The organism is Patescibacteria group bacterium (assembly GCA_028717685.1).
In the GTDB taxonomy this organism is placed as follows: domain Bacteria; phylum Patescibacteriota; class JAQUNI01; order JAQUNI01; family JAQUNI01; genus JAQUNI01.
In genome coordinates this window covers 1-21,229 of record JAQUNI010000004.1, presented here as the reverse complement: position 1 = coordinate 21,229, position 21,229 = coordinate 1, and the positions used below count along the sequence as shown (strand labels likewise).

The window sequence follows — 21,229 nt, the reverse complement described above, 5'->3', positions numbered from 1 at the left end:
CGCCAGAAGGGGAGAAAGGAGGGGTGGGAGCGGCTCTCCCCCTGCCCGAGGGGGAGATGGAGGGGGTGGGAGAATAGTCATTTATTAAACCCTTCCGCAGGTCAAGGTGAGGAATGTTTTATGATTCTATGAAAATTTCGTAATTCACAATAAACTATGCGAATTTATTTAATCCGTCATGGTGAGAGTGAATCTGATGTTAAAAATCTTTTTGGGGGCGATTATGACGATCATCTGACAGAAAGGGGTAAAGAGCAAGCCGAAGCATTGGCTAAAAAACTTACAGACAAAAAAATTGAAATCATTTTCAGAAGCCCTTACTTGCGCGCTAGCGAAACCGCCAAGATTCTAAAAAATACTTTAGGAATTCCAATAAAAACTATTAAGGACCTCCGCGAAAGAAATAACTATGGTTTTTTAACGGGAATGAACAAGGGAGAAGCAATTCAAAAGTACCCTAAAGAAATAGAGCTTCTAAAAGATTATCGCAACGCCATCAAAGGTGCCGAGACCTATGCCCGCTTTAAAGAAAGAGTGATCAGAACTTGGCAAAAAATTGCAACGATGAATTATAATACCATTGCTATTATCACTCACGGCGGCCCTATCCGTTGCGTTCTGCGAGAAATTATCAAAACAGGTGAATTGGCGCATCTTGGAGATTGTGCTATATTAGAATTAGAAAAACGGGCAGGAAAATTTTCTCTTGTAAAAATAGAAAACGCGGAATTAAAACACAAATGATCACACTTATTGACATTTTTTACAAAGTCTAAAGAGGAGGTCTCTTTAGACTTTTTTAGATGGCTCATTTAAAAAAACATTGATGTTCAAGGCGGTGAGAATAAATGATTTACGAGATTAAGGCAACTGTCTTAAAGAACCAAAAAATAGGTCCTCTAATTTACCAAATGAATCTTGAGTGTCCAGAAGTTGCGAAAGAGGCAAAACCAGGGCAATTTATCACTGTAAAATGTGGGGGAGGAGTATTGTTTTGGCGACCATTTAGCATTGCCGGTGCGGAAGAAGGGTGTTTTATTTCCTTATTTTATAAAACAGTCGGACCGGGTACAGAGTGGCTAGCGCAAGCACAAGCAGGAGACACGGTAGATCTCCGAGGACCACTAGGAGGCAATGGCTTTACCATCAATCCTGAAATTAAGAACCCTATCCTTGTCGCCGGAGGAATGGGCATCGCGCCTTTAATTTTTTGGGCTAGATCTCTCTGTTCTCTCGGACATACCAAACCTCTATTTTTGATAGGGGCAAAAAATGAATCCTCAATTATCTGCCCGCCTGTGGAATACGAAATAATGAAGGTCAGGATGACCACGGAAGATGGGTCACTGGGATATAGAGGAACAGTCACAGAACTTCTAGAAAACACTCTTTCCGCAAAACAATTACCAGCTGATATGAGAATGATCTATGCAGTAGGACCTCGCCCAATGCTAAAAGTAGTAGCCGAAATCGCAAAAGAGCATCAAATCCCTTGCGAAGTAAGTTTAGAGACGATAATAGTTTGCGGCGTAGGCGCGTGCTTGGGCTGCGCAATTCCCACAACTTCTGGCAACCAAAGGGTTTGTGAAAAGGGTCCGGTATTTGATGCCGCAAAGGTGGTCTGGGATAAATATGACCCTCAACGAAAAATCCTGGACACTACAATAACTAGCCCCGCAACTAGTCCTACTGAAAAAGAAAAAAATGTCAACCCCGTTACAGAACAAAATTCTCTAACGGTATGCGCCGACCCCATTAACAGCGCCTTTAAGCTACTAACTTCGTCAATGGCTTCCTCTAACGGGGTAAATCTTACTGTGAATATCGGCGATATAGAACTAAAAAATCCAGTGATGCCGGCTTCGGGCACGTTTGGCTACGGCAAAGAATTTACTGATCTTGTGGATCTCAATACTCTGGGCGCCATAATTACAAAAGGAATTACTTTAGAACCAAGAGATGGCGCGGATCAACCTCGGCTCTGTGAAATACCTCAAGGTATGATCAACCGTATCGGTCTGCAAAACCCGGGGGTCAAAAAATTCGTTGCTGAAAAGATGCCCTTCTTAAGAACTCTAAAGCCGCCGATTATTGTCAATATCTGCGGCAGTACGGTGGAAGAGTATCAAAAACTAGCAAAAATCCTTGATGTGGTGGAAGGCATCGCCGCAATAGAAATAAACATTTCGTGCCCGAACACGGAAAGAGGCGGAATGGCTTTTGGTCAAAACCCGAGAACGGCTTTTGAAGTAGTAAGCGCGGTAAGAGAGGCAACTTCTTTGCCTCTTATTACGAAACTCACTCCCGCGGTTGCCTCAATTGTCCAAATCGCCGAAGCCGCCGCAGAAGCAGGGACCAATGCTCTCTCGGCTATTAACACCATACCCGCTTTAGGATTTGTGAATGGCAAAATCATTCTTGGCGGTCAATCTGGACCAAGTATTAAGCCCATCGCCCTGCGGTTTATCTATGAATTAGCGCGAGCGAAGCTAGGAGTGCCGCTTATCGGCTGCGGCGGGATTATGACTTGGCAAGATGCAGTAGAGTTTTTAATAGTTGGCGCCCAAGCAGTAGAAATCGGCACTGCCACTTTTACAAATTCAAAGACGATGGAGGAGGTGATTAAAGGATTAGAAAATTACTTGCAGGAACAAGGGATCAAAGACATTAACGAAATTATCGGTACGGCATTGAGTTGAAAGGAGAATAAAAAATGAAAATTTCTGATTCACATTGGCTAACGCCATTAGAACAAGATGAAGTTTGTACAGAGCTACTTCGCTTTGACCTGATTAAGTGGGACAATAAAAGGCAACTCCCACTTAAAAGTGGTGGCAAAACAGATGTCTATATTAATCTAAGAGAGGCAAGGAGCAATCCCGAGGCATTACTATGGCTCAGCAATGTCTATAGCAATCCCTTGAGACGTTTAAAACCTGACCGTTTTGTGGAGGTACCAGACTCGGTAAGTTGCCTCGCAGGAGTACTTGCGGTTCAAACTGGCATTCCCTATATAACAATAAGAGAGGAAGCAAAACAAGGAAGGGTCGCCAAAGCAAAAGTGATAGGAGAGGCTAATTACAATGATCTCGTGTGTGTCATTGATGATGTAATTACTACCGGCGGCTCGGCTAGTATGCCCTACGAGGAATGTTTGGCTAGCGGTCTTGAAATTCTGCCGATGGTAGTTCTGGTGGACCGCCAGGAGGGATGGAAAAAAACATTTGCTGCTAAGAATATCCCAATGGAGGTTTGGTCTGGGATGACGCTCCACGATGTGCGTAAGTATTTAATCACGCACAATATTATGCAGCGCTGTGATCCTGCTCTAGAGGAAAAAAATCCGCTCATTATCGCTTTGGACGGAATGGACTGGGAAACCGCCTTGAGTATTATGGATCCCTTGCGCACAAGTGGGTGCATTTTCAAGGTGAACAACCTACTGCTCAACACTGGAATAGCCAGCCTTATTCCTAACCTTCAGGTTTATGGAAGGGTGATGGCGGATCTTAAAATCCACGACATCAAGAATACTGCAGATAATATCGTAAAAGATTTACAGGAAAATCCTCCTTGGGCAGTCACTGTCCATGGTACAGGCGGAGATGAGATGATTAAAACGGTAGTGGACGGTCTTAAAGATACTCCGACAAAAGTGCTTGTGGTCACCGTTCTTACCTCCATAGACGAAAAAACCGGTATAGAAATATACAATCGGTTACCTCGAGAAGAAGTAAAAATACTAGCCGCGATTGCTAAACGCGCCGGGGCTCACGGCTTAGTTTGCTCACCCGAAGAAGTGAAAGAATTAAGAGAAATCTACTCTGATATGACACTGGTAACGCCGGGCATCCGATCGTCAGAGGTCGGCAAAGATGATCAAAAAAGAACGGGCACGCCCGCTCAAACGATCGCTGACGGCTCAAATCATCTGGTGATGGGCAGACAAATTACTCAAGCCAAAGATCCCGTAGCGGAAGTAAAGCGGCTGCTCACAGAAGAATTGCAAATTACTATTTAACAAATTCCAAAGTTCTTTTCTAAAAAAGCAGTCTCCATAGCAAGCCCTAAGGCTTGCTTTTTTTATTTCCTTTTCCCTATTTCTGTAGTAAAATAGGAATATGTCAAAAAATATGCGCAAAATTATCCTTGCTTCCAATTCGCCGCGGCGCAGAGAGCTTTTAGAAAAAATCGGGCTGAAATTTGAGGCGGAAGACAGCGGCTATGCGGAAAAAATCAATCCCGAACTAGAACCTAAAAAGCTGGTAAAATTTTTGTCGCTTGAAAAAGCAAAGGCGGCGGCTAAAAAACATCCAAACGCGATTATTATTGCCGCGGACACGCTGGTTGTTTATCAAAACAAAATCTTAGGCAAACCCAAAACCTTAAAACACGCCTACAGAATGCTTCAATTGTTAAACAATAAAAAGCATTCGGTCTTTACTGGCTTTACAATTCTGGACACTAAAAATAAAAAAACTGTTTCCAAAGTTGTGGAAACAAAAGTCTATTTCCGCAAACTTTCCAAAGAAGAGATCAATAACTACATTCAATCTGAAAAACCCTTAGATAAAGCAGGCGCTTACGCTATTCAAGGATTGGGCGAACTTTTAATTAAAAAGATTGAAGGAGATTATTCTAATGTCGTGGGACTCCCCATGTCAGAACTTGCCCAAAGTTTAGAACATTTCGGTGTTCACCTTATTTAAAATACACAAAAAATTAATATGATCCCTCAATACTGTTTTTTCACCAAGGGCGTCGGCGTGCACAAAGATCACCTCGCTTCTTTTGAACTGGCGCTCCGCAAAGGCGGGATTGAAAAATGCAACCTCGTGAATGTTTCCAGTATCTTCCCGCCTAACTGCAAACTGGTTTCTACGCCCAAAGGATTATCAATGCTGAAACCCGGTCAAATTACTTTTGTCGTAATGGCGCGCAGCGATACTAATGAACCCAATCGGCTGATTTCCTCCGCCGTTGGTTTAGCTCTCCCGATGAATCAGACCGGCTACGGTTATCTTTCCGAGCACCATTCTTTTGGCGAAACAGCCAAGAAAGCGGGAGATTATGCCGAGGATTTAGCTGCGACGATGTTAGCCACGACTTTAGGATTGAAATTTAACGTGGCAATGGCGTGGGATGAAAGGAAACAAGTTTATAAAGCGAGCGGTAAAATTTTCAAAACTACCAATGTCGTGCAGTCTGCGGAAGGCGATAAAGACGGACTTTGGACAACCGCTATTGCCGCCGCCGTGTTTATTATTTAATTAGTATATATGACAAATTTATGAGCAACCAAAACTTAAAAAAAACAACTCTGGCTTATCTTATCAAGGGCGACCAAATTCTCCTCGCAATGAAAAAAAGAGGCCTCGGTCAAGGAAAATTTAATGGTTTTGGCGGTAAAGTCAAAGAAAAAGATGGAGAAACTATTGAAGAAGCCTTAGTCCGCGAAACAATAGAAGAAATCGGAGTCAAACCATTAAACTACGCGCAAAAAGCGACTTTAAAATTTTTCGCTTCTGATCATAAAGATTGGAACCAAGAAGTGCATGTTTTTCTTATTTATAAATGGGAGGGCGAGCCCCAAGAATCAGATGAAATGAAACCCCGGTGGATACCGATGAATGCAATTCCATACCCCCAAATGTGGTCTGATGATCCTTACTGGCTTCCCGAAGTCTTGGCGGGAAAAAATGTACAAGGGGAATTTAGTTTCAATTCCGAAGGAGAAATAATCAGTCATTCTGTGAACTATCCCATCGTAAAGAGGGATGAGGCTTGACATTACTTTTTCAAAATTTTATACTTAATGTTGAAGAAAAAGCATAAACCTATTTGCAACTTTCTCCGACCTATATCAGAATCAAAACCAATCACGGTCGGCGAAGGCCAAATAATATTTTTAAGTTCTGATTATTAAACATTTAATAAATTAAAACAAAAAAAATGAAAAAACCTCTCGTCGTCGGTATTGCTGTTGCTGCCATCCTTGCGGTCGGAGGAGGAGTCACAGCTTATGCCTGGCAAAAAGGAGTACAAACCAGATCTTATGCTGAACAAGTAAGTTTAATAATGAAAGATAGCAACAGTAAATGGACCTCGGAAAAGTTGGATGTCAAAACAGAAAATACAACCCCAAAAGAAATACAGACCGAGATAATGGTCGTTAAAACTGACTCCGAAAATCAATTGGCTCGGCTTAACGCCCTGAAAGCGCCTAAAAAGGCAAAAGCCCTGGAAGCAAAAACGAAAGAATATTTCACGATAGCTCGCGACACCGCAGGAAAAATCATTACTTGGACAGAATACGGACAAATATGGATGGACATTGGATCCTCTTTTCAATCCATGGGCAGTTCCAAAGCCAATACCGCCGCAGAAGCGATTGCTCTTTTTGACAAGATGCACAATACATTAACTGAAAGCTTAGACAAACTAAAGAAAACAAGTCCCCCGGAAACTTACAAGGATGTTCATATTCAACTGATCCAAAAGTTGGAAAATCTTGATCAAATCTTAGTGCAAATGACTGACGCTCTTCGTAAGAATGATATGAAAGCATTAACTAAATTAGGTACCGACTTTCAAACCGCGGGTAACGAATTTAGCAATCTTAAAATGCCTGAAGATACAGACGTGGTCGCTTCTATTGTCACGGAAGAAGTTAAAAACAAACTAAAAAATTATCCAGCCGAAATTAAAGCCGAAGTAGACGAATTAATGAAAACTGGTTTTACTTTCTAAAATCTGGTGAAAAAAAGAAAAAATTCATTCTCTAAATACCGAAGTGTCCCAAAAAATCTGCGGATTTTTTGGGTTTTGGTCCAAAGTCATCCTGACCCTCCAAAACTGTTGACCTTAATTTTCGGCATTCTCTTCTGGGTTGCTGGAGTAGGGGGCTATTTTTTATTCTCTTTTCCTGATATTCTGATAATCTCTTTATTAATTATTTCTACGGTGATACTTCTATTAGGATCAATATTGAAAAAAATATGAAAAGCCTGAAAAAATTAATAAGCCCCCCGCGTTTAATTACAATGATTGCTGCTTTAGGCTTGCTTCTGACAGGAATTTTCGGTACTATTTTACCCCTGCCTTTCTATAGAGTAGATTTTGAAGTAGGGATGTGGGCATTAATGGGAGCGCCACTACTTCTAATCTTAGGAGCGCTGTTTCGGGGAATCTAGATAAAATTAAAAATTAAAAATGCAAAATGAAAAATTATCATCGCTTTGCAAGATCTCGCAAAGCGAGACAACTTAAAATTCAAAATTTTTAATTTTGCATTGCAATTTTACATTTTTAATTTTAAATTTTGAATTTTTATGTTTCGTTTTCCTCCCAACTTCCTCTGGGGTGCTGCCACAAGCGCTTATCAAGTGGAAGGTAATAACTATAATAGCGACTGGTGGGAATGGGAACAAAAAAGGGGGCTGAAATCTTCAGGGCTCGCCTGTAATCACTATAATCTATTTCAAGAAGATTTTGAGCGGGCAAAAAATTTGAATCACAATGCCCACCGTTTATCTCTTGAATGGAGCCGCCTTGAACCTCAAGAAGGCAATTTTAACACCCAAGAAATCAATCACTACCTGCAGGTATTCAAAGCCTTGAAAGAAAAAGGCTTCAAGGTAATGCTTACCCTCCATCATTTCACCCTGCCTTTATGGCTCGCGAAAAAGGGGGGATTTTTGCATCCCAAAGGTGTTTTTTATTTCACCCGTCTTGCGGAATTAGCGGTCAAAAAATTCTCTGGCTATGTTGATTTTTGGATCACCATCAATGAACCAAATGTTTTCGCTAGCCACGGCTATCTAGCAGGCGACTGGCCGCCGGGTAAAAAAAGCTTCTGGCAATATAAAAGGGTTATCAACAGACTTGCGGAATGCCACAAGCAAGCCTATGAAAAAATTCACGCGCTTCTCCCTGAAGCCCAAGTCGGGATTGCGAAAAATTATATTTATTTTGACGCCGCCAGCTCTCCCTTAGACAAATTAGCTTGCAAGATAGCAAAAAAATTTTGGAATAATGTTTTTTATAAAAAAACAAAAAGGTGCCACGATTTCCTGGGCATTAACTATTATTTCCATTATAAAATTCAAGCTCAATTAGCGCCCCCTTTTTACAAAATGAAAGATGCCATCTCTCGCGCACAAAATAATACAACCTCGGATTTAGGATGGGAGATATACCCCGAGGGTTTATATCAGATTTTATGGGAATTAAAAAAGTTTAATTTGCCCATTTATATCACCGAAAATGGCTTGGCGGATCAAAAGGATAAATACCGCGCCCAATTCATCACTAAACATATTGAGATGATCCAAAAGGCAATAGCTCAAAATATTGATGTTCGCGGTTATTTTCATTGGTCTTTAATAGACAATTTTGAATGGGCGCGCGGATTTTCACCACGTTTTGGCTTAATTGAAATAGATTATCGCACTCAAAAGCGAATCATCCGACCATCAGCGCGCGTTTATGCCGACATCATCAAGAATTTCTAATTTTCAATTTCTAATTTCTATCAAATTTTTAATTTTGAAATTTTCAAACCCAATTAGAAATGAAAAATCTCTAAACGGAGCAAACGGTTTAAAAATTAATTCATTGAAAATTTAATGAAAATTAAAAATTAGAAATTAAAAATTATTTTATTATGTGGCTTCTCTTAGTTATTGCCGCTCATCTTCTTTATGCTATTGTTTCCGTGGGCGACAAATATATTTTATCCCGCGAAGTTAAATCCCCTTTAGCCTACGCTTTCTATAACGGCCTTTTGGGGGGATCGGCTATATTTTTATTTCCCCTCGCTTGGCAGATGCCGAGAGGGAAAGTTATCGTCGCCGCCCTTGCCGCAGGCGCTTTTTTTGTTATTGCTCTCATTTTCTTTTTCTCGGCAATTGAAAAAAATCCAACCTCTCGCATCATCCCTTTTATTGGCACAATGGTGCCGCTCTTTACTTTCATTTTAAGCTCCATCTTCTTACAGGAAAAATTAAACCGAGACCAATTTATTGCTTTTTATCTCTTAATATTAGGGGGCATATTGATTACCGCCGAACGCCGCCGCCGCAATCTTTTTTCCAGACAAGGCGTAATGTATGGCTTGGCTGCCGCGTTTTGTTTCGCGGCTTCCTTTATTCTTACTAAATATGTCTATAATCTGACTCCGTTCTGGGTAGGGTTTATTTGGATTAAAATAGGGAGCCTCGCTCTGGCATTGTCTATCTTTCTCGTACCTCTCTGGCGTAAAAAAATTAAAAAAGCGCCTCAAAAAGCGGGAACGAAGGTAAGCTTAAGCTATCTTGGTATTCGTGTTATTGCCGCCCTTGCCGCGATAATGCTGAATTATGCTATCTTTCTTTCCTCGGTTATTATAGTAAACGCCCTTCAAGGGGTCCAATACATTTTTCTCCTGATCATCGCCTTGATTCTGTCGGAAAAAATTCCTGCCCTTTTTGCTGAGGAATTTAAAAATCAAAAAGTGCAAAAAATTATCGCCGTAGTTCTGATTACCTTTGGATTGGCGATTTTGGCGTTTAAATAAATTCTCGCAACTTGTAACGTGTAATTTGCAACTTAAAAATGCGTTATAAGGATTACTCTATGAAGAAATTTTTTATAATATCCATAACTGTAATTATTGGCTTATTGGGAGTAATTCTAATTTATTTTTTACTCGGCATCTCTGACCCGGCTAATAATGTGGAATATGGGGTCAACTTTTCCGCAAAAAATATGCGAGAGTATAATCTGGATCCGGAAGCCGCTCTGAACGCGATTTTGGATGATTTGGGAGCGCAAAAATTCCGCTTGATGGCTTACTGGGATGATCTGGAAAAAACAGAAGGGGAATATGACTTCTCGGATTTAGATTGGCAGATTGCGGAAATTGACAAAAGGGATGGAGAAATTATCCTCGCCTTTGGGGAAAAAGTCCCCCGCTGGCCTGAATGCCATATTCCCGCTTGGGCGTTTTCTCTTCCCGCGGCAGAAAGGCAAAAGCATCTCTTATCGCTCATTGGAAAAATTATCGACCGCTACAAAAATGACGACCATATTAAAATCTGGCAGGTAGAAAATGAACCCTTTTTCTTTCGTAGCTTTGGAAATTGCCCCCAAAGGGATAAAAAACTTTTTGAAGAAGAAATCATCTTTGTGCGAGCGCGAGATTCCCGTCCTATTATGCTTACCTCATCGGGCGAATTCTCCCTTTGGCTCGGCGAATATCGCCGCGCTGAAATCTTTGGCACATCGCTTTACAAATATGTTTACAATCGTTTTGCCGGCTATACTAAATATCGAATCCCAGCGATTTTTTACCACCGCAAAGTGGCTTTAATGAAATTCTTATTCGGGAACAAACCGGTGATTGTTTCGGAGCAACAAGCCGAGCCATGGATCCACGGCGGCGATATTAAAAACGCTGCCCCCGAAATAATAGCTAAAACAATGAGTCCGGAAAAATTTCAAGAAATTGTGGATTATAGTAAAGAATGCGGTTTCGATACCGCCTATTTTTGGGGCGTTGAATGGTGGTATTATCTTAAAACAAAAGGAGATAGTACCTACTGGGAAATGGCGAAAAAATTATTTGAAAAATATTCCCTCTAACCGTGTCCCGCTAAAAGTCCGCCCATGGCTGACGCAGGAGGAAAGGGAGGTTAGATTTACCCCTTGCCTCTATAATACCGGGGGAAGGAGAGCTATTGTAAAATGGCTTAAGTAAGCCATTTTTTCATTTATTTTAGCCAAAATACTTCCAAATCATTGACCTTTTTCTTAAAATATGATATAACTATACATCCGACAAAAGGCACCTTTCACAATATAATACCTCCCAACAACTAATAATTGTTGGTTTTCAAATGGTGAGCTTTGGGCTTTTAGCCGAAATGCTGAGTAGGATTTATTAGAGAAAAAACCAATAAGAAGTTGATAATACTTAATTAAATTGGTTTTGTTTATTTTGTATTAAAGAAAAAGGAGAATTATAATGGAAAATAGTGAAGAACGATTTAAAATGATGAGCAAAACCGAAATTCTCGTCAATCTCGACGCGCCACCGAAACTGCTCTCTGATGATGCGAAAATTGAAAAGAATAATGGTAGCGGATGGGTTAAGGTCGAGAAACGCGAGGCCAAAGGTCCTGATTCCGGAAGGGACGAACTGTATATAGATGACCGTAAGGTCATTCTGTATCTATCCGAACGACAGAAGCATGGCCGGATAAGCGGGCATGAGCTTCACAAAGAACTTTCGGGAAAACCTGTACTCCATCCCAACATTTTGGATGCTCTGCTTGAGCATCCAAATCTCATCCCTGAAGGCTGGAAGAATAATAATTACTACATCTTCTTCTGGGGGACCATCTTACGCTCCTCTTTAGGCAACCTCTGTGTCCGTTACCTCTGTTTCAGCGACGACAAGTGGAGCTGGGGCTACCTCTGGTTTGACGTTGGCTGGATTGAGAGCGACCCCGCGGCATTGCTCGCAAGCTGAAAGTCCTGACGAAGGAAGGGTTAGCTCTTTCTTTAGAATATTGTACGCTTACAATTCCAGGCTTCACATAGAAATGTATGAGGTCTTTTTTATTATCTTAAATAATTTTTCTTCAAAGTGTGGCAAGACAATATCCCTCCCCCTTACCAGCCTCGCCGAGTCTAGGCGGGTCAAGGGGAAAGTTGCGGCTTCACCTTGGTCGCTCTTAAACCATAAAAAGGACAAAAAAACTCTTGTTTTTTTGATTTTGGAATTCAAAATTCCCGCTTTTATCCGACAAGGACTGACACTAGAAAAAAGCTATTATTGAAAATAACTGACTTTTACCTGCCATCCCCAATCCTTACCAATTATTTGTTATTGGTCGCTGGTTACCAAATATCTTTCCCTTCCCGCCAAAATCAAGTTATGCTATAATATCCTTGCGCTAATTTTATCCCGTCTAGAAAAAAAGGTGGATATTTGGCAACATGAAAGAAGACAAAAATTCTACAAAATTATTATCAATGCGATGTATAAACATAAAGTGCTCTCTTCCATTCAACTAGAAAAAATTAAAGAATTAGGAATCTTCTAATTATATTAAAACTATGAAAGTCAAAATTTATTCCACCCCTGCCTGCCCTCATTGCGTCACTGCGAAAGAATATTTAAAACAACATAATATTGTTTTTGAAGAAGTCAATGTTGCCGCAGATCAAAAAGCAGCCGAAGAAATGATCCAGAAAACTGGTCAGATGGGCGTCCCCGTAATTATTGTGGAAAAAGATGGCAAAGAAGAAATTATTTCAGAATTTGATAAGGAAAAAATAGATAAAATAATCCTGGAAAAATAACATTTTAAAATCTTCGATCAAAAACGGAAAGGTTTTGAATTTTGAAAATTACAATTTGAGATTTATTTAGAATTTGGTGCTTGGAATTTTAACTATCTTAAATGATTTTAATTATTATCTATTAACCTATGACTTGTGGTTCCTGCGGTTCTCCAAAAGAGGACAAAACAGAAGAAAAATCAAAAAAAATGTGTCCTTGCGATTGCGGTGAAACAGTGGAAAAATGCACTTGTCCGCCGGATTGCTCTTGCCATCAAGACACCTGCAAATGATATCTTTATTGAATAAATGACATCTTCTTTAAAACACAAAGAAGGAGATTTGTAATTGGATTAACCTTAATTAAAATAAACCGTGAAAATCACCCTTGACCAAGAAAAATGCATTGGTTGCGGCACTTGCGCCGCAATGTGCCCTGAAATCTTTGTAATGGATAACGAAACCTCTAAGGCTAAAGTCATAAAAAACGACGGCTGCGCTACTTGCGATGCAGCAGAAACCGCCAAATCTTGCCCTGTAGAGGCGATTATTATAAGTAATGCGTAACCGTAATGAGTAATGAGTAATGTAAATCGGCTTCAATAACGATAATATTCATTACACATTACTTCCTATGCGATATAATTTAATTCCTGACGGAAAAAATCGTTTCCGCATCAAAAAACAAGGATATATGATTGTGGATGCGGTAGTTTATGTTAAGCAAGAGTTGAGACAAGAAATCTCCAACGACCGCTCATTAGAACAATTAACCGCCGCCGCTTCTCTTACTGGCGTTCTGGAACCAGTAATCGGTATGCCGGATATCCATGAAGGTTTTGGACTGCCGATTGGAGGAGTAATGGCGATGGATAGTAAAAATGGTCAGATCTCGGCTGGAGCAGTCGGCTATGATATTAACTGCGGCGTGCGCCTTGTAAAAACCAATCTCCCCGCTAACTACTTCTATCTTTCTGGCACAAAAACAATTAATAAACCTAAGTTAAGAAGCTTGATGCAGGACATTGAGAAACATGTGCCAATGGGCACGGGAAAATCAGGCTGGCAGGGGGTGCTTCCTAATGTGGCTTTAAAAAAAGTAGCCGAGGAAGGAATTAAAATTTTGGTCGAAAAAGGATATGGCTCTATAGAAGACATTTCCCACACAGAAGAGGAAGGGTGCCTTATTGGGGGCGCTTTAGAATTCGTCTCCGATCGCGCCCAAAAAAGAGGTCGCGATCAGCTCGGGACTTTAGGGGGAGGCAATCATTTTATTGATATTCAAGTTATTGATAAAATATTTGATCAAAAACTAGCTGACCAATTTAATCTCAAAGAAAATAATGTTTGCGTAATGATCCACTGCGGCTCGCGCGGCTTTGGTCACCAAATCGGGGATGATTATATGCGATTGATGTCCCAAGAGGCACAAAGAAATGGTATCCACATCCCCCTGAAAGGACTTGCCGCTATGCCTATCGCATCAAAAATAGGACAACAATATTGGAGCGCTATGGCCGCCGCAGTCAACTTTGCCTTTGGGAATCGGCATCTCATTATGCACTATGTCCGCGAAGCTTTTGAAAGACATTTTGGAAAATCGGCCAAAGAATTAGGTATGGATCTTTTATATGATGTTGCCCATAATATTGCCAAATTTGAACCTGCTCAAATCCGCCAGGGCGGGCAAAAAGGTGGACAATATCTTATTCACCGCAAAGGCGCGACTAGAGCGCTGCCCGCCGGACACCCCCAAAATCCAAAAATTTACCAAAAAACTGGTCACCCCGTTTTAGTCCCTGGCTCAATGGCTACGCCTTCCTATGTTCTAGTGGGCACCGAAGCCGCGGCAGAAACCTTTTATTCGGTTAATCACGGCGCGGGCCGCTTGATGAGCCGCAATGAAGCGAAAAGAACAATCACCCCCCAAGAATTTGAACAAAAATTAGGTTCAATCTTAACTAACTTCCGCAATGTCCGCGAAGTTTTAGATGAAGCGCCGATGGTCTATAAAGATATTGATCTAGTTGTGGACACTCTCGTGGAGTGCGGCATCACTAAAAAAGTGGCACGCCTTGCTCCCATTGCGGTGATGATTGGGAAAGAATGACTAAATTAAAATCTGTTATTATGGAACAAAATAAATGGCTTAAAAGATTTGACTCTCGCCATTCTTTAATGAGTATTTACACCGCATTGTCCACTTTCGCTCATAAATCTTTAGGGGCTGAAAATAAAAATATTTTAGTTGTCGCAAAAGGCATTAAGATTTCGTTTTATCGGCTGTCGCAAGAAAATGAAAAACTAAAAAAGCAATGGTTGAAAGTAACCCTAAATAGAAAAAAGATGTTAGGGAATATTAGTTTTTCTAAGCAAATTATAGATCAGATGGATATTTTTTTAAAAAAGCTCAACAGCATTGACTTAGTAAAGACCAATAATTCAGCGCTTTTAGATTGTTATCAAGAATATCTCCAATGTTTTCGTAATATTTACGTGGCTTACGATATGAGTCAACCAGAAGTCTTTGAAGCTACCGAGATTTATTTAAAAAACGAGATAGTAAAAATTATCAAAGATGAAAACCAAGCTCTTTATTTTCTGCAAAAACTCACTCAACCCATAGAAACTCATCTGTTAACCAAGGAAGGACTGGACTGGCTGAAAATATTGAAGGAAATGCTAAAACGGAAATTGAAAGGTGCAAAGATCGCAGAAATTTTAAATGATAAATATACTAAACAAGTTATCAGCGCTCATTCTAAAAGATATGGCTGGCTTCCTACGCTTGAATCACCTTTTAAAGACTCGGGGCATTATTTAGAATTATTAAAAACAAATTTAGTAAAATTAAGTTTGAAGGAAGTAGAAAAATCTATTAGAAAGATCAAGGAGCTTCCTTCTCAAGTGGAAAAAGAAAGGCGTAGGATTATAAAGCTCATTTATAACAACCATCTCATTGTCAATGCAACAAAGTCAATGCAAGAGATGGGACTTTTAAGGATTAATCTTCGCATTGCTTGGACCAAAGGCGCTTATTACACTAAAGCACTCTTTAGGCAAATAGGAAAAAGATTAAATGTGAATTCACTTGATGTGAAATTTCTTCTACCCGAAGAGGTGGCAGTCTGTTTAAAAGGGAATAAAAAAAAGTTTCCTTCCGAGAATCAAAGAAAGGAAAATTCAATATATTGCTCGGTTAGATAATGGGAAATTTCAGTTATTCACAAATAAAGACGTGGATCGGATTATCAAAGAAGAAGGTCTTGATCAAATTATTGTAGACAATGACATGGTTTTAAGAGGTACACCAGTTAGCCCTGGTCGTGTGAAAGGAAGGGTAAAAATCATTTATTCCCATTCTAATTCCCAGAAAGAAGAGATAAAAAAGATGCAAAAGGGAGATGTCTTGGTGTCTGGCAGCACCAAACCACAACTTATAGAGGCTTGTCACAAAGCAAGCGCCATTGTCACTGATGAAGGCGGGATCTTATCTCACGCGGCTATCATTTCCCGAGAATTAGAAATTCCCTGCGTGGTGGGGACAAAAATAGCTACCAAAATACTTAAGGATGGAGATATGGTGGAAGTAGATGCTTATAAAGGCATTGTGAAAAAAATCTAATACTAACTGTTAAAAAAAATTAGCCTCCAATTAAATAGTTAGAATTAAATATGGGGATAGAAAATATGGAAAATATTGAGCGAGAGCAACCTTTTGACCAAGAAAAATGGCGGGAGGTTACAGAGAGATATACCAGGATGTGGCTGGAGAGCCGTTCTGGCATCCCTAAATCCCACTCATGGAACCATATGCAAATGGTGGCTCAAGAATCACCGCGGATAGGAAAAATGCTTGGCGCTAACGAGGAAGAGCTGGAAGCCATTTTTATCGCCGGTTTAGGCCATGACGCTATTCAGCCGGGTTTAGTGCAAGATGAAAAACTAATAGAGAAAATGGAAGAAGAGTGGGACTATGATCCTGATGGCGACGAGGCAATAGAAAGCGCCAAGGCTACTAAATATGTCATTTCCAACGAAAGTTGGCAAAAGAGACATCCTATTTCACAAGAGATGATAGATAGAATAACTAATGCTATAGCAGGGCATGGTTTTAGAATTGGTCCTGGCGGGACTTTGGAATATACTGATGATAAAGATAAAAAATTTAATGAAAGGGATGTCATAGAAAGAAGTTTGTATATCGCCGACAAAATAGTCAACCAAGAGCCAACTATTTTTTTCGCTTTTTGCAATTTTACTCCCTATGAAAATAGCAACAAAAGACCGTTTGCCGATCTTGATGTAGAGGATATTCCCAATTTTATGAACCTTTGGTTTAAAAAAAGAGAGCACCTCCTGGAAGACCCGGAATTGGCCGAGTGGCTGGAAAAGGCGGATCCTCAAATAGAAAACAAAATTAAATATTTAAAAGAGGTCATTGATGAGTTTAATAGGGAACTTGCAATAATGAAAGATAGACCGGATTTGAAGGATTTTATTGAAAGTTACGGCGTTATGGCGATTATAAGGCCCTCCCAAGAAAGAGGCCGAGATACTATCAACAAAGGAGACTTTGAGATTGCTCGAGGGTTCATTGATTATTTTGAAAAGATTAACCAACAGGAGAGCATTGGCGACGATGCGGAAAAAAGAAAAATATTTAATTTTGTGCAAGATTTTGTTAAACGTTTAAAAGAGGTTCTAAATAAGTATGAAATTAAATAATAATGGAGATTTAAAGGCACTGGAGGAGGTATTATTGGAAATCAGCCAAATATTTTCGAAATGGGGCATTAGACCGTCGGATTGGATATTGGCTTTGCATTATGCAGAGATTTTGCAGGGATACAAAATTAAAAAAAGCTTGAGACCAGGCCATTTTAACATTTTTGTAAGAACATCAAGAATTCCCTGGCAGGTAGATAAAAATCTTATAGGCGTAGAAACAAATATCCCTAACAGAAGTAGATATGACAGGGAATATAAAAAGTTTCAAAAAAAATCTGGTTTTAATTTTGATTTAATTCCTTATCTAGATCGGAATTTTTCTATTTTACTCAAACAGCATTCTTTCAAATATAAACTTAAAAGTGCGCTGACCCAAAACAAAGAAATTTTTTTATTAGACGCAGGCGGTAGTTTGATGGTCATAGAAAAACATTTAGATAAACACTTTGAAAAAATTGGAGAGAAGGCTAAGCGTATCTTTACTCATTTACAAGAGATAGCATTTTCTGCGAAAAAGATGCATAATATTTCTATATATAAAAAAGCCCAAAGCATAATAAAAAAGTATAAAGGGTTGGTTTCGGAAAAACCTATTAGCAAGAATTTGTTAGCAAATATTCAAGAATTAAAGGGGGTCGCAACATTCAAGACTAATCAACCTATTTTGGGAACAACTTTAGTCATTAAAAATCCTGATCAGCCAAATATTACTGCCAAAATTACGCAGGACTGCGTTCTTGTCTGTCCGCGTATGGCCCAACCGTTAATTTTTTTGGTTACAGGATGTAAAGCTATTATCGCTGATGATGGGGGTATTCTAAGTCACGCGGCTATAATCAGTCGTGAGTTGAAAAAGCCTTGCATCATTAACACCAAAATCGCAACTAAAGTATTAAAAGATGGGGATATGGTAAAAATAGATACCCAGAAGGGAACCATCTTAATTGTTAAATGATTGATACATAACTATAACTTATGCCTGAACTTCCCGAGGTTGAAACAATCGTCCGCCAACTTAATCGTGAAATCAAAGGCAAAACGATTACCGGTTTTTCTTGCAGTGTGCCCAAAATGGTGGCAACGCATAAACTTGCTGACTTTCAAAAACAAATCAAAGGCAAAAAGATTTTAAATGTCAAAAGGCGGGGTAAGATTATTTTACTGGAACTCTCCGGCGGATTGGTCTTAGCGATTCATCTTCGTCTCACTGGTCAATTATTCGTGCGCAAATCCACTCACCCCGAAGATCCTTTTAATCGCGCAATCTTCCAATTGGGCAAGAATCTGGAACTGCGCTTTAATGATCTGCGCCTCTTTGGCCAAATGTGGCTTTATTCAAAGACACAAATAGAAAACAATTTTGACAAAATTCAAAAATTAGGACCAGAACCCTTTGACAAAACATTTACCTTGCAGAATTTTAAAAGTATTCTGCAACGCAACAGAACGAAAATTAAAGCTCTCCTTTTAGACCAATCAAAAATTAGTGGCTTAGGAAATATTTATTCAGATGAAGTTCTATTTTATGCCGCAATTCATCCCAATACACCAGCAAACAAAATTTCGGATGAAAAAATAAGGAAGCTTTACATAGGTATTAAAAAAATCCTTAGAGATGCTATCAGGGCGCAGGGTACTAGCGTGGATACTTACCGTGACATTCGTGGCGAAAAAGGGCAATATGCAGTGAAACTAAAGATTTATCGTCGTACGGGAAAACCATGTTTCAGGTGTGGAACAAAAATTGCACGCGTCAAAATCGGCGGCAGGTCAGCACATTTTTGCCCTAAATGCCAAGAATTATAGTAATCAGTAATCAGTAACTGGTAATTAGAAAAAAGGGGAAATTACTAATTACTGATTACTAGTTACCAATTACTAAATTATGTTTGACACAATTATTATCGGCGGAGGCCCTGCCGGAGTTTCGGCCGCCATTTACGCCGCACGCAAAAAATTAAACTCTCTGCTTATTACCGAAAATATTGGCGGTCAAATTTTAGAAACTTGGGAAATTGAAAATTATCCCGGATTTTCAGACACAACCGGCGCTAAACTCGCCCAAAAATTTACAGAACATTTGCAAAAATTTGCTGTCACTACTAAAAATGAAAAGGTAATAGATATTCGCAAAACAACATCTACTCACTTTGTAGTGAAAACCATAACAGAAGAATATGAAGCCAAAACATTAATCCTCGCTATGGGTAAAAAGCCGCGTCCTTTAAATGTGCCAGGTGAAAAAGAATTTCAAGGCAAAGGTGTAACCTATTGCGCCACTTGTGATGGTCCGCTTTTTGCCGACAAAATAGTCGCCATTGTCGGAAGCGGGAATAGCGGTTTAGAAGCGATCATTCAAATGGAAAAAACCGCAAATCAAGTTTACCTAATTGAAAAAGAATCAAAATGCGCTGGTGATCCTTTACTTTTGGACAAAATAAAAGCTCAAGCGAAAACGCAAATTCTCAACAATACTGAAATTATGGAGATCTATGGCGATAATTTTGTGCGTGGCGTCAAAATAAAAGATAGTAAAACTGATGCAATCAAAAATTTAAAAATAGATGGTGTATTTGTTGAAATCGGAAGTGTACCCAGCACGGAACTGATTAAAGACTTACTAGAATTAAATAAGGAGGGCAAAATAAAAATAGACAGATTCTGCCAAACAAGCCAAAAAGGCATCTTTGCTTGCGGTGACATCACGGACATACCGTACGAGCAGATTGTCATTGCCGCGGGCGAAGGGGCAAAGGCCGCCATTTCGACATTCAACTACTTAGCAAAAATGAGGTAAATTTCTAGTTTTTTAATTTTTATTGAATTAATTTTTAAACCGTTACTTTTTTTCAAAAAATTTCAATTCTAACATGGTCTGAAAATTGAAACATTAAATCATTGGTGCTTGATTGAAAATTGTAAATTGTAAATTGAAAATTATTCACAATGGATTCCATCACTTACCAAAAATTCATCAACTGGCTTCTTCTGCGGTTTGAAGTTTATGCTCCGAGAGAAAAGAGGGGGATTGTGCGGTTCGGGAAAATTCAATCCTCGCGCGATATTGAATACAGCCGCAAACCTTTTTACCCCTTGCGAAGGCTTTTTCTGCCAGGCAAAGAAAAACTGTACTGTTATCATAATAAAAAATATCACTCTTCAGGCAAAGAAAAAAAGAAAAGAATCGTTCTCGGTATCCCCCTCTTTGATTTGGAGGCTTTAACATACTATTCCGTAATTTTCAGCCGCGATATTTATTTCCAAGCCAGCCTAAGGAACAGTATTATTTGCGGAATTTCTCCTGTGCCCGATGAAAACTCTTTTTATCAAGAATTTGAGGATAAAATATTGCATCATCTCAAATTTGATCTTTATTTTGACCAAAATCAAAATAATTCTTATCGTCTTTTTTCAGGATCCGAAGAAGGGCAAAAAATTCTGGAGAGTTTTGGGGAAGAACATTATGAGCATGTTGAGTATCAAGGCCCCCTTAAAGACCAAGGCTATTCTATCTATCTGCAAAAAATAGCGAAAAAAATCAAAGCCTCTTATTGTTTTCCATTCTGGAAAAAATTAGGGGAAAAATGCCTTGCTTGCGGCAAATGCACTCTTGTCTGCCCTATGTGCTACTGCTACGATTTAAAAACTGAAAGCAATGGCAAAGCATTCCGCGAATGGGGCAACTGTTTTTACTCTGAATTTTCCGAAGTGGCAGGCGAGCATAAGTTTCTAAAAAATAGGACAGAAAGAATATATAATTGGTATGACCATAAATTTGTCCGCATGCCTCAAGAATACGGTTTTGTCGGTTGCGTCCAATGCGGCCGCTGTACTGAAGTGTGCCCCGTGGGAATCAATATCAAAAAAAATCTGGAAAAGATAAAAAGGTTAAAATAACCTCTTTGAATCTAATCCTATCTTATGTTTAACACTTTTCTTCCTCAAAAAACGAAAATCATTGATGTGTACCTGGACGCCCCTCAAGTCAAAGTTTTTACTTTCAAACCGGAAAAAGAAACAATTTTTGAAGCAGGCCAATTTTTAGAACTTTCCATTCCCAAAGTGGGTGAAGCGCCTTTCGCCTTTTGCTCCAGCCAATACAACAGCAAACAATTTCAAATCACGGTTCAGGAAAAAGGTATTGTCACCTCTGCCCTCTTTCATAAGCATC

General features: G+C 39.5%; 23 protein-coding genes and 1 pseudogene. All 24 read left to right on the top strand.

Going from position 1 to position 21,229, the window contains the following annotated elements; all coding sequences use genetic code 11:
- Positions 1 to 156: 156 nt before the first annotated feature.
- Complete coding sequence (locus PHW01_04935; GenBank protein MDD5627323.1) at positions 157 to 744, top strand: histidine phosphatase family protein; 588 nt, start codon at positions 157 to 159, stop codon at positions 742 to 744.
- A gap of 704 nt (positions 745 to 1,448) precedes the next feature.
- Positions 1,449 to 1,607, top strand: a pseudogene (locus PHW01_04930) (dihydroorotate dehydrogenase electron transfer subunit).
- A 180-nt stretch (positions 1,608 to 1,787) separates the two neighbouring features.
- Entirely contained in the window at positions 1,788 to 2,699 is a 912-nt protein-coding gene (locus PHW01_04925; protein ID MDD5627322.1) for a dihydroorotate dehydrogenase, read from the top strand.
- A 14-nt stretch (positions 2,700 to 2,713) separates the two neighbouring features.
- The gene (pyrF, locus tag PHW01_04920) at positions 2,714 to 4,021 is read left to right on the top strand and encodes an orotidine-5'-phosphate decarboxylase (GenBank protein MDD5627321.1); all 1,308 of its coding nucleotides are present in this window, start codon (positions 2,714 to 2,716) and stop codon (positions 4,019 to 4,021) included.
- Between the two features lie 112 nt (positions 4,022 to 4,133).
- A complete protein-coding gene (locus PHW01_04915; protein ID MDD5627320.1) occupies positions 4,134 to 4,709 on the top strand; it encodes a Maf family protein in 576 nt (191 codons plus the stop codon).
- Between the two features lie 18 nt (positions 4,710 to 4,727).
- Entirely contained in the window at positions 4,728 to 5,270 is a 543-nt protein-coding gene (locus PHW01_04910) for an arginine decarboxylase, pyruvoyl-dependent (protein ID MDD5627319.1), read from the top strand.
- A 20-nt stretch (positions 5,271 to 5,290) separates the two neighbouring features.
- Positions 5,291 to 5,788 carry an 8-oxo-dGTP diphosphatase gene (locus PHW01_04905; protein MDD5627318.1) on the top strand — a complete coding sequence of 166 codons (498 nt, stop codon included), beginning with the start codon at positions 5,291 to 5,293 and terminating at the stop codon, positions 5,786 to 5,788.
- A 164-nt stretch (positions 5,789 to 5,952) separates the two neighbouring features.
- The gene (locus tag PHW01_04900) at positions 5,953 to 6,750 is read left to right on the top strand and encodes a hypothetical protein (GenBank protein MDD5627317.1); all 798 of its coding nucleotides are present in this window, start codon (positions 5,953 to 5,955) and stop codon (positions 6,748 to 6,750) included.
- 293 nt (positions 6,751 to 7,043) lie between these two features.
- Complete coding sequence (locus PHW01_04895; GenBank protein ID MDD5627316.1) at positions 7,044 to 7,193, top strand: hypothetical protein; 150 nt, start codon at positions 7,044 to 7,046, stop codon at positions 7,191 to 7,193.
- 138 nt (positions 7,194 to 7,331) lie between these two features.
- On the top strand, positions 7,332 to 8,513 hold the full coding sequence (locus PHW01_04890; GenBank protein MDD5627315.1) for a glycoside hydrolase family 1 protein: 1,182 nt from the start codon (positions 7,332 to 7,334) through the stop codon (positions 8,511 to 8,513).
- Between the two features lie 152 nt (positions 8,514 to 8,665).
- Positions 8,666 to 9,556: a DMT family transporter gene (locus tag PHW01_04885; protein MDD5627314.1), complete on the top strand. Its 891-nt coding sequence runs from the start codon at positions 8,666 to 8,668 to the stop codon at positions 9,554 to 9,556.
- Between the two features lie 59 nt (positions 9,557 to 9,615).
- Entirely contained in the window at positions 9,616 to 10,623 is a 1,008-nt protein-coding gene (locus PHW01_04880) for a hypothetical protein (protein MDD5627313.1), read from the top strand.
- Between the two features lie 382 nt (positions 10,624 to 11,005).
- The gene (locus tag PHW01_04875) at positions 11,006 to 11,512 is read left to right on the top strand and encodes a hypothetical protein (GenBank protein MDD5627312.1); all 507 of its coding nucleotides are present in this window, start codon (positions 11,006 to 11,008) and stop codon (positions 11,510 to 11,512) included.
- A gap of 590 nt (positions 11,513 to 12,102) precedes the next feature.
- Positions 12,103 to 12,348 carry a glutaredoxin domain-containing protein gene (locus PHW01_04870; protein ID MDD5627311.1) on the top strand — a complete coding sequence of 82 codons (246 nt, stop codon included), beginning with the start codon at positions 12,103 to 12,105 and terminating at the stop codon, positions 12,346 to 12,348.
- A gap of 354 nt (positions 12,349 to 12,702) precedes the next feature.
- On the top strand, positions 12,703 to 12,894 hold the full coding sequence (locus PHW01_04865; GenBank protein MDD5627310.1) for a ferredoxin: 192 nt from the start codon (positions 12,703 to 12,705) through the stop codon (positions 12,892 to 12,894).
- A gap of 67 nt (positions 12,895 to 12,961) precedes the next feature.
- Entirely contained in the window at positions 12,962 to 14,437 is a 1,476-nt protein-coding gene (locus tag PHW01_04860; protein MDD5627309.1) for an RtcB family protein, read from the top strand.
- A gap of 20 nt (positions 14,438 to 14,457) precedes the next feature.
- Complete coding sequence (locus PHW01_04855; protein MDD5627308.1) at positions 14,458 to 15,534, top strand: hypothetical protein; 1,077 nt, start codon at positions 14,458 to 14,460, stop codon at positions 15,532 to 15,534.
- A 31-nt stretch (positions 15,535 to 15,565) separates the two neighbouring features.
- Positions 15,566 to 15,952 (top strand): PEP-utilizing enzyme, encoded by a 387-nt coding sequence (locus tag PHW01_04850; GenBank protein MDD5627307.1) that lies wholly within the window; start codon positions 15,566 to 15,568, stop codon positions 15,950 to 15,952.
- A 65-nt stretch (positions 15,953 to 16,017) separates the two neighbouring features.
- Complete coding sequence (locus PHW01_04845; GenBank protein ID MDD5627306.1) at positions 16,018 to 17,055, top strand: hypothetical protein; 1,038 nt, start codon at positions 16,018 to 16,020, stop codon at positions 17,053 to 17,055.
- Positions 17,042 to 18,013, top strand: coding sequence for a PEP-utilizing enzyme (locus PHW01_04840; protein MDD5627305.1), 972 nt, complete (start codon positions 17,042 to 17,044; stop codon positions 18,011 to 18,013). The genes PHW01_04845 and PHW01_04840 overlap by 14 nt, the downstream gene beginning before the upstream one ends.
- 20 nt (positions 18,014 to 18,033) lie before the next feature.
- Positions 18,034 to 18,864 (top strand): DNA-formamidopyrimidine glycosylase, encoded by an 831-nt coding sequence (gene mutM, locus PHW01_04835; protein ID MDD5627304.1) that lies wholly within the window; start codon positions 18,034 to 18,036, stop codon positions 18,862 to 18,864.
- Between the two features lie 79 nt (positions 18,865 to 18,943).
- Positions 18,944 to 19,855 carry an FAD-dependent oxidoreductase gene (locus PHW01_04830; protein MDD5627303.1) on the top strand — a complete coding sequence of 304 codons (912 nt, stop codon included), beginning with the start codon at positions 18,944 to 18,946 and terminating at the stop codon, positions 19,853 to 19,855.
- Between the two features lie 149 nt (positions 19,856 to 20,004).
- Positions 20,005 to 20,955, top strand: a complete 951-nt coding sequence (locus PHW01_04825; GenBank protein MDD5627302.1) for a 4Fe-4S dicluster domain-containing protein — start codon at positions 20,005 to 20,007, stop codon at positions 20,953 to 20,955.
- 24 nt (positions 20,956 to 20,979) lie between these two features.
- Positions 20,980 to 21,229 (top strand): hypothetical protein (locus tag PHW01_04820; GenBank protein MDD5627301.1); only part of this gene is annotated, 250 nt, incomplete at its 3' end.